A 7675-nucleotide genomic window follows, 5' to 3' on the forward strand; every position below is an offset into this window, starting at 1 on the left:
TTCTCCCGCGCCTGGCACGAGCACGGGTGGCCCCCGCCCGGCGAGCGGCCCGACCACATCCCGTGGACCACCGCGGCCGGGGAGGGCCCACCTGAGGTCCCGGCACGAGCGGGCGGGACCGCCGCAGCGGGGGAGGCCGCGGCTCTCACCCGGTGGCGGGAGTTCCTCCACGACGATCTCGAGGCGTACGACGAGCAGCGGGACCGACCGGACCTCGACACCACCAGTCGGTTGTCCGCGTACCTGAAGTACGGGGAGATCCACCCACGCACGATCCTGGCCGAACTCGCCGACCACCCGGCCGCGGGCGGGGAGGGAGCCCGCCGCTTCGTCACCGAACTCGCCTGGCGGGAGTTCTACGCCGACGTCCTGTGGCACCGGCCACGATCCGCGTGGCGCGACCTGCGCGACCCGCTCGCGGGCATGCCCTACGACCACGGCCCCGGGGTGGAGGACCTCGTCGAGGCGTGGCGGCAGGGCCGGACCGGGTACCCGTTCGTCGACGCCGGGATGCGGCAACTCCTCGCCGAGGGGTGGATGCACAACCGGGTGCGGATGGTCACGGCCAGTTTCCTCGTCAAGGACCTCCACGTCTGGTGGCCGGTCGGGGCGCGGCACTTCCTCGACCACCTCGTCGACGGTGATCTCGCCTCCAACAACCACGGGTGGCAGTGGGTGGCCGGCACGGGAACCGACGCCTCCCCGTACTTCCGGGTGTTCAACCCGGTGACCCAGGGGCGGAGATTCGACCCCGACGGGGAGTACGTCCGGCGATGGGTGCCCGAACTCGCTCACCTGTCCGGGGCCGCCGCCCACGAGCCGTGGCGCGCCCCGGGCGGCTACGACGGTGGCTACCCGTCGCCGATCGTCGACCACGCCGAGGAACGCCGCGAGGCCCTACGTCGGTACGACCTGGCCAGGGACGCCGATCGCTGACCGGGCCGTGGGGCCGCCGGCCGTCACGTCCGATCCGGGCCCCGCTCGATCGTCGGCCCCCGGGAGGGTCCGAGGGCGCCGACCGCGGGGAGTGCCTAGGCTGGCCCCATGACCTCCGGCACCGACACCCCCCGCTCCGAGAACACGACCACCGGCCGTGAGGCCGACATCAAGCCCCGAAGCCGCGATGTGACCGACGGCCTGGAGAAGACGGCCGCGCGCGGGATGCTGCGCGCCGTGGGAATGGGCGACGACGACTGGGTCAAGCCGCAGATCGGCGTCGCGTCGTCGTGGAACGAGATCACCCCGTGCAACCTCTCGCTCGACCGGCTGGCCAAGGCGGTCAAGGAGGGCACCCACGCAGGCGGCGGTTATCCGCTGGAGTTCGGGACGATCTCGGTCTCCGACGGGATCTCGATGGGGCACGAGGGCATGCACTTCTCGCTGGTGTCCCGCGAGGTGATCGCCGACAGCGTCGAGACGGTGATGAGCGCCGAGCGGTTGGACGGCTCGGTCCTGCTCGCCGGGTGTGACAAGTCGCTGCCGGGCATGCTCATGGCCGCCGCCCGCCTCGACCTGGCGAGCGTCTTCCTCTACGCGGGGTCGACCCTGCCCGGGTTCGCGAGGCTCTCCGACGGGACCGAGAAGCAGGTCACGATCATCGACGCGTTCGAGGCCGTCGGGGCCTGTTCGCGGGGTCTGATGAGCCGCGAGGACGTCGACACCATCGAACGCGCGATCTGCCCGGGCGAGGGCGCCTGCGGCGGCATGTACACCGCCAACACCATGGCCAGCGCGGCCGAGGCACTGGGCATGTCGCTGCCCGGGAGCGCGTCGCCGCCGGCCCCGGACCGTCGGCGTGACGACTACGCCAAGGCCAGCGGTGAGGCAGTGGTGGAACTCCTGCGCAAGGGCATCACCGCGCGCGACATCATGACCAAGGAGGCGTTCGAGAACGCGATCGCCGTGGTCATGGCCTTCGGCGGGTCCACCAACGCGGTGCTGCACCTGCTCGCGATCGCCAGCGAGGCCGAGGTCGAGCTCACCCTCGATGACTTCGCCCGCATCGGCGCCAAGGTCCCGCATCTGGCGGACGTCAAGCCGTTCGGCGCCCACGTGATGACCGACGTGGACAAGATCGGTGGCGTCCCGGTGGTCATGCGGGCCCTGCTCGACGCCGGTCTGCTCCACGGCGACTGCCTCACCGTCACCGGCCGCACCGTCGCCGAGAACCTCGCCGACATCGCCCCGCCGGACCCGGACGGCAAGGTGCTGCGCGCCATGGGGGAGCCCATCCATCCGACTGGCGGCATCACCATTCTCCACGGATCGCTCGCCCCGGAGGGCGCCGTGGTCAAGTCCGCAGGCTTCGACTCCGACGTCTTCGAGGGCACCGCCCGCGTCTTCGAGCGGGAGCGCGCCGCGATGGACGCACTCGAGGACGGGACCATCACCGCGGGCGACGTGGTGGTGATCCGGTACGAGGGGCCCAAGGGTGGCCCCGGCATGCGCGAGATGCTCGCCATCACCGGCGCGATCAAGGGTGCGGGCCTGGGCAAGGACGTGCTCCTGATGACCGACGGCCGGTTCTCCGGCGGAACCACCGGACTGTGCGTGGGCCATATCGCGCCCGAGGCCGTGGACGGCGGGCCGATCGCATTCGTCCGCGACGGCGACCGGATTCGGCTCGACGTCTCGCAGGGCACCCTGGAGCTGCTCGTGGACGAGTCGGAGCTACAGACCAGGCGTGAGGGCTGGGAGCCGCTCCCTCCGCGCTACACCCGCGGTGTCCTGGCCAAGTACTCCAAGTTGGTGCAGTCGGCGTCCACCGGGGCGATCTGCCGCTGACCCCGGATGGCACGACGACACCCGGCCGCGGTTCTCCCGCGACCGGGTGTCTACCGGCCTCCGGGTCAGGCTGGTGTAACCCGAACACATTGCCCTCGGTGTCGAGGAAGTAGCCCTGCCAGGCCATTCCCGGGAGCGCGTGCTTGTCCAGCGCCACGGTGCCCCCGGCCGACAGGATCATCCGGGCGGTGGCATCGACGTCCTCGCACCCCACGGTCAGCACGGCGCCCCGGACCGGCGCCCCGGCCGCGGGCGGATCGCCGGTCCGCTGCTTGATCGCGCCGTTGATGCCGGGGGCGTCCTCGGGTCCGGTGGTCACCCCGAAGTAGGGGCTCCCGGCGTACTCGCTCCAGTCCTCGAACGTCCGGCCCAGCGCGTCACCGTAGAACGTGCAGGCCCGGGCCGGGTCGGAGGCGTGGATCTCGAAATGGACCGGTCGGGACATGGCGGTCTCCTCATCGGGTCGCGGGAACCCAGGATATCGCCGCGCGGAATCGTCCGGCAGTACTCAGTCCAGAACCGTGCCGTCATCGAGATGGGACAGCGACCCGCCCTCGGGGCGCTCGCCGGTGGCCAGGTACACGACCCGGTTGGCGATGCTCACGGTGTGGTCGCCGAAACGCTCGTAGTAACGGGCGAGTAGGGCCAGGTCCACGGCCGCCACCGAACCGTGCGGCCAGTCCTCGGCGGAGATCTGCTTCATGAGGTCCGCGTGGAGGCGGTCGACGGCGTCGTCCTCGGCGTCCAGGGTGCGGGCCCTGTCCGCATCCTTCTCGACGAGCAGGGCGGTGAGCTCGCGGGCCATCCGACCGTCGTGCTGCGACAGTTCCCGGATGAGCGGGACGAGCGGGGCGGGCACCACGGACTGCGGGTGGCGCCGTCGGGCGACCCGGGCGATGTGGCCGGCCAGCGCGGCCATGCGGGTGAAGTGCTCGACGATGTAGATCCCCGAGACCACCTGACGTAAATCGCCGGCCACCGGGGACTCGAGCAGGAGGAGCTCGAACGCGTGCTGCTCACTGGCCTCACGGAGATCCTCCAGTTCCGCGGCGCCGTCGATCACCTCGATGGCGGCGAGTTCGTCGCCGTCGAGCAGTGCCGCGGTGGCGCGGTCGAGCAGGCGGATGTTGGTCTCGCAGAAGCGAACCAGCTGGTCGGAGAATTCATCGAGCTTGGAATGGAAGACAGTGCGCATGACACGACTGTAGTGCCGGTGAGGTAACGGACGGCTTCCGTTCTCCCACTGTTCACCGCGCCGCCCTCCGGAAAGGGGGGCCCAGCCCGGGAATGAATAGACAGAACGGTCTGTTCTTACTAGCGTCAAGCCATCACGAGACGTCCGGAAAGGACTTGTTCATGACCCTCTTCCTCTACGAGACCACCCCGTCACCGGAGCAGCAGGCCGACCCCTCCGGTCTCGTCGACTCCCTCGCCACCGCACTGACCGCGGGCGGCGCCGAGGTCATCGAGACCCAGGTCACCAAGGGTGCCGCACGCGTCTTCACGATCGTCGAGCTCGCGGACGGCCCGAACGGTGCCTGTGACATCGACGCCCCCGTCCTCGACGCCGGAGCGATCGGAGCTGCCGACGTGACCGCGCCCGCGCAGGTCCGCCTGGTCGGCACCGACCTCGAGACCATCAAGGCCGCGCGACCCGACGCAGGCTACCTGGTCGAGTGGGACATCCCGGCGGAGATCGACATGGACACCTACCTCACGCGGAAGAAGGAGAAGTCCCCGAAGTACGCCGAGATCCCCGAGGTCTCCTTCCTGCGCACCTACGTGCGTGAGGACACGGACAAGTGCCTGTGCTTCTACAACGCTCCGGACACCGACGCCGTCGTCCGCGCGCGTGAGATCGTGTCCACCCCCATCTCTCGCCTGCACGAGCTGTCGTGAGCACCGCCGCGACGCAAGCCTCCGTTCTCGGTACGCCCCGAGCCCGGCTCACTGCCGGCGCACTCGGTGACGTCGACGTGGCGGAGCTCGTCGCGGTGATCGACTCGGTCGCTGCGCGGGCCTCCGCCCTGGACCGCGACGAGGCGGACCTGCGGGACGACATCGGCGCCCTCGCCGGGCTCGGCCTCTTCGACGTCGACCGCACCCCCGTCGCCGTCGCCGCCACGATCATCGAGGCCGTGGCCACGGAGAGCCTGGCGGTTGCGTTCGCCGCCTGGGCGCAGCGTATGACCGCCGCATACCTCCGCCACGCGGCGGACCGTTCCGATGCCGCGAGCCGGACCTACCGGGCCGTCGCGGACGGCAGCCGCCCCGGTGTCACGGGCATGGCCGCCGCCCAGCGGCAGGTCGTCGGACTGGGGAAGGTCCCGATCACCGCCACGCCGGTGTCGGGCGGGTACAAGATCGACGGACCGATCGCGTGGGCCTCCAACGTGTACCCGGACAGCACCATCGTGCTCGCCGCCAACACCGAGGACGGGCGAAGCCTGGTCCTCACCTTCGAGGCGTCTGCGCCCGGCGTCGAGATCCGCAGCGCCCCCGACCTGCTCGCACTCAACGCGACGGCCTCCACCATGATCGGCCTCGACGGCGTGGTGGTCCCGGATGAACAGGTGCTGGGGGAGGACCTCGCGGACTTCCTGTCCGGCGTGCGTCCCCAGTTCCTCGTCCTGCAGGCGGCGTTCTGCTCGGGCGTCGCCGCACGGTCCCTGACCGAGGCAGAGGGCCGGCTCGAGGGCCTCGGCGCCTTCTACTCCGACGAGCACGGCGAGCTGGCGGCTCGGCACGAGCACATGCACGCCGAGCTGCACCGCCTGGGGGCGACGCCGACGGAGGCCACGCTGGGCGATCTGCTCCTGCTGCGCCTCGACGGCGCGGAGATCGCGCCGGCGGCGACCCGGCTCGAGGCCGTCCTCTGCGGCGGCATGGGCTACGCCCAGGCCGCGCCGGCCAACCGCCGCATGCGGGAGGCGGCGTTCCTGCCTGTGCAGTCACCCTCGCAGTCCCAGCTGCGGTGGGAGCTCGACCGACTCGGGGTGCCCGCGTGACAGCCGGCGTCCTGACCAGGCCCGTCGCGGTGAGCGTGTCGGGCCTGCAGCACCGGCTGCCCGGCGGGAGGGTGCTGTTCGACGACCTCGAGCTCAGTGTCCGGGCCGGTGAGTCACTGGTCCTCCTGGGGCCGTCCGGGGCCGGCAAGTCCACTCTGCTGAGGCTGCTCGCGGGCCTCGAGGAGCCCGCCGCGGGCGAACTGCGGGTGGGCTCGACGGACACCGGGGACGACCGGGCGCACCCGTACGCGGTCGTCTTCCAGAAGCCGCTGTTGTATCCGTGGCTGTCGGTCCGTGAGAACGTGGCGTTGGGTGGGCGGTTCCGGGCCCTGCGCGGCCGTGTCGATCCCGCCCACGTCGACGGTCTGCTCGAGCATTTCGGGATCGCCGAGTTGGCCGACTCCCGTCCGGACCAGATCTCGGGCGGCCAGGCGCAGCGCGTGGCCGTCGTCCGTGCGGCGGCGACCCGTCCCGAGATCCTGTTGCTCGACGAGCCGTTCAGCGCGCTCGACCCCGTCACGCGGGCGGACTCGCAACGGTGGCTGGTCGGGGTGACCGCGGACCTCGGGGTGACCACGGTGATGGTCACGCACGACGTGGACGAGGCGCTCGTCGTGGGGTCCCGCATCGCACTGTTGGGATCGTCGGGTCGTGTCCAGCAGGAGTGGACGAACCCGTCCCACGGCTCCACCGAATCCGACCCGGCCTTTCGCGACAGCATTCTCGCCGCCTATCGGACGGCCTGACCCGGCGATGAGAGTCGAACCCGGGGCCCGCGGCCCCCTCCTCGACCGGCGCGCGCTGCTCAGGGCCGGGGGCGCCCTCGCCGTGGGCGCAGGTGCGGTCGGAGGCGCCGCGGCCCTCGGCAACCTGGTCACGACGGCCACCGCCCCGAGGGGTGTGGCCACCGATGATCTCCGCATCGGCTACCTCCCCATCACCGATGCGGCCCCGTTGTTGGTGGCTCACGGAGACGGCTACTTCGAGCAGCAGAGACTCACCGTCGGGCGGCCGGTGCTCTTCCGCTCCTGGTCTTCGCTCATGGAGGCGTTCCTCACCCGGCAGGTGGACCTCATCCACCTGCTCATGCCGTCCGCGATCCAACTCCGGTATGTCGTCGGAGCCGACGTCAGGGTGGTGGGCTGGAACCACACGGGTGGAGGCGCCATCACGGTGGCACCGCACGTGACGGATGTCGCCCAGCTCGCGGGCACGCAGGTGGCGATCCCGGGATGGTGGTCGATCCACAACATCCTGCTCCAGCGGGTACTACGCGCAAACGGCCTCACCCCGGTGGCGCGTCGCGCCCCGAGCCGGTCCGAGGGGACCGTCGAACTCGTGGTGATGGGGCCCTCGGACATGATCCCCGCCCTGGCCACCGGGTCGATCTCCGCGTTCACGGTCGCGGACCCGTTCAACGCCGGCGCGGTCGCCCAGGGTGTGGGCTCCCTGCACATGCTCCTCGACCAGGTGTGGCGGGATCACGCGTGCTGCGTCACCGTCGTTCACCGGGACCTGATCGACACCCGCCCCGACACCGTGCAGGCGCTGGTCGACGCCGCCGTCGCCGCCCAGCTCGATATCAGGGCGGACCGCAGCGAGGCGGCGGCCATCCTGTCCGGGAAGGGATACCTCCCGCAGCCTCCGAAGGCGGTCGAGGTCGCCATGGCAGGGACCGTTCCGGACCCCGACGGCGGCCCCGCGCGTCACCGGATCGACTTCCACCCGTACCCGTTCCCGAGCTTCACCTCCGAACTCGTCCGCCAGATGCGGACGACGGTCGTCGACGGGGAGACCCGCTTCCTCGACGGTCTCGATCCCTCGGGTGTCCACGACGAACTCGTCGACGACCGGTTCGTCCGCGCCGCCATCGCCCGCCACGG

At 71.2% G+C, this 7675-nt stretch carries 7 protein-coding genes and 1 pseudogene; 6 read left to right on the forward strand and 2 right to left on the reverse strand.

Annotation, left to right across the window (positions count from 1 at the left end):
- Both G6023_RS01225 and ilvD read left to right on the forward strand, forming a co-directional pair.
- Positions 1-936, forward strand: a 936-nt coding sequence (locus G6023_RS01225; protein ID WP_182633878.1) for a cryptochrome/photolyase family protein, incomplete at its 5' end; no start/stop codon positions are given.
- 108 nt (positions 937-1044) lie between these two features.
- The gene (gene ilvD, locus G6023_RS01230) at positions 1045-2784 is read left to right on the forward strand and encodes a dihydroxy-acid dehydratase (RefSeq protein WP_182633879.1); all 1740 of its coding nucleotides are present in this window, start codon (positions 1045-1047) and stop codon (positions 2782-2784) included.
- Positions 2785-2872: 88 nt separating this feature from the next.
- On the opposite strand, the pseudogene G6023_RS01235 reads toward ilvD, so the two are convergent.
- Both G6023_RS01235 and G6023_RS01240 read right to left on the reverse strand, forming a co-directional pair.
- Positions 2873-3229 (reverse strand): annotated as a pseudogene (locus G6023_RS01235) (VOC family protein); the annotation flags it as partial.
- Positions 3230-3292: 63 nt separating this feature from the next.
- A complete protein-coding gene (locus G6023_RS01240; RefSeq protein ID WP_067718518.1) occupies positions 3293-3979 on the reverse strand; it encodes a phosphate signaling complex PhoU family protein in 687 nt (228 codons plus the stop codon).
- A 161-nt stretch (positions 3980-4140) separates the two neighbouring features.
- Here G6023_RS01240 and G6023_RS01245 point away from each other — a divergent pair, with 161 nt between their 5' ends.
- The 4 genes from G6023_RS01245 to G6023_RS01260 form a co-directional block, all read left to right on the forward strand.
- The gene (locus tag G6023_RS01245; protein WP_067718516.1) at positions 4141-4683 is read left to right on the forward strand and encodes a DUF4242 domain-containing protein; all 543 of its coding nucleotides are present in this window, start codon (positions 4141-4143) and stop codon (positions 4681-4683) included.
- On the forward strand, positions 4680-5792 hold the full coding sequence (locus G6023_RS01250; protein ID WP_082924027.1) for an acyl-CoA dehydrogenase family protein: 1113 nt from the start codon (positions 4680-4682) through the stop codon (positions 5790-5792). The genes G6023_RS01245 and G6023_RS01250 overlap by 4 nt, the downstream gene beginning before the upstream one ends.
- Positions 5793-5836: 44 nt before the next feature.
- Complete coding sequence (locus tag G6023_RS01255) at positions 5837-6538, forward strand: ABC transporter ATP-binding protein (RefSeq protein WP_187699854.1); 702 nt, start codon at positions 5837-5839, stop codon at positions 6536-6538.
- A 7-nt stretch (positions 6539-6545) separates the two neighbouring features.
- Positions 6546-7675 (forward strand): ABC transporter substrate-binding protein (locus G6023_RS01260; RefSeq protein WP_182633881.1); only part of this gene is annotated, 1130 nt, incomplete at its 3' end.

The organism is Dietzia sp. DQ11-71, assembly GCF_014144995.1.
GTDB lineage: Bacteria > Actinomycetota > Actinomycetes > Mycobacteriales > Mycobacteriaceae > Dietzia > Dietzia kunjamensis.

Coding starts and splice junctions, on each gene's coding strand:
- G6023_RS01245 (WP_067718516.1), top strand. CDS start 4,141: ATGACCCTCTTCCTCTACGAGACCACCCCGTCACCGGAGCAGCAGGCC.
- ilvD (WP_182633879.1), top strand. CDS start 1,045: ATGACCTCCGGCACCGACACCCCCCGCTCCGAGAACACGACCACCGGC.
- G6023_RS01240 (WP_067718518.1), bottom strand. CDS start 3,979: ATGCGCACTGTCTTCCATTCCAAGCTCGATGAATTCTCCGACCAGCTG.